Annotated in this window: 1 protein-coding gene; it reads left to right on the top strand. The window is 38.2% G+C overall.

The features are described 5' to 3' along the window. Positions 1-944, top strand: a 944-nt coding sequence (locus tag ACJBCC_RS17235) for an Ig-like domain-containing protein (protein ID WP_407557926.1), incomplete at both ends; no start/stop codon positions are given.

The raw sequence follows: 944 nt of genomic DNA, 5'->3' as shown, positions 1-944 counted from the left end.
GGCGATCCTATTACCATTACTGCAACTACTGATCCTGCAAATGGAACTGTAACTCTAAATCCTGATGGAACCATTACTTATACGCCTGATCTTGGATTTACGGGTGAAGATACCTTTACCTATACAATCTGTGATGATGGTACGCCTGCACTTTGTGATACTGCTAATGTTACAGTAACAGTTCAAGATGCTAGTATGCCAAATACAACAAATGCTAATGATGATGCTTACTATGTAACGCCTACTAGCGTTCTAATAGGAAATGTATTATTTAACGATAATGATATTGAAGGTAATACCCAAACTGTAACTTCTACAACCGTTACTACTACTCAAGGTGTTACCGTAAATATTGATCCTAATACTGGTGAGTTTACTTACACCCCTAATGCTGGATATTCGGGTACGGATTCATTCGTATATACAATCTGTGATAACGGTACTCCTATGGCCTGTGATCAAGCCACTGTATACATTACTATTGATGGGGTTGCTGGTCTTAGTATAGAAAAATCAGCTTCGAGCTCAACTGTTGGTTGTGTTGGAGAAGGTGATACTATTACTTATACATTTACAGTTACCAATTCGGGTAGTGTCCTTATTAATTCAATAACAATTATTGATGATTTATTAGGGGGTGATATTACATCGTCTTTAACTCTTACTGGAGATAACGGAGATGGTATTCTTGATCCTACTGAAACTTGGATTTTCACTGCACCTGACTATACCATTACTCAAGCTAACGTTGATGCGGGTAATATCACAAACAATGTGACTGCTAATGGTTTAGAACCTGATGGGACAACAACGGTTGTTGCCACTGATACTTACATCATCGATGCGAATAATACTGAGGTTACACTTTGTAATGATGGTGGTATTAATATCGTGAAATCTGCATCGAGCTCAACGACAGGTTGTGTCGGTGAAGGCGATTTAAT

The organism is Winogradskyella sp. 4-2091 (genome assembly GCF_045765065.1).
Taxonomy (GTDB): Bacteria; Bacteroidota; Bacteroidia; order Flavobacteriales; family Flavobacteriaceae; genus Winogradskyella.
The sequence above is the reverse complement of the archived record's forward strand: the minus strand, read 5'-3'. Positions and strand labels throughout refer to the sequence as shown.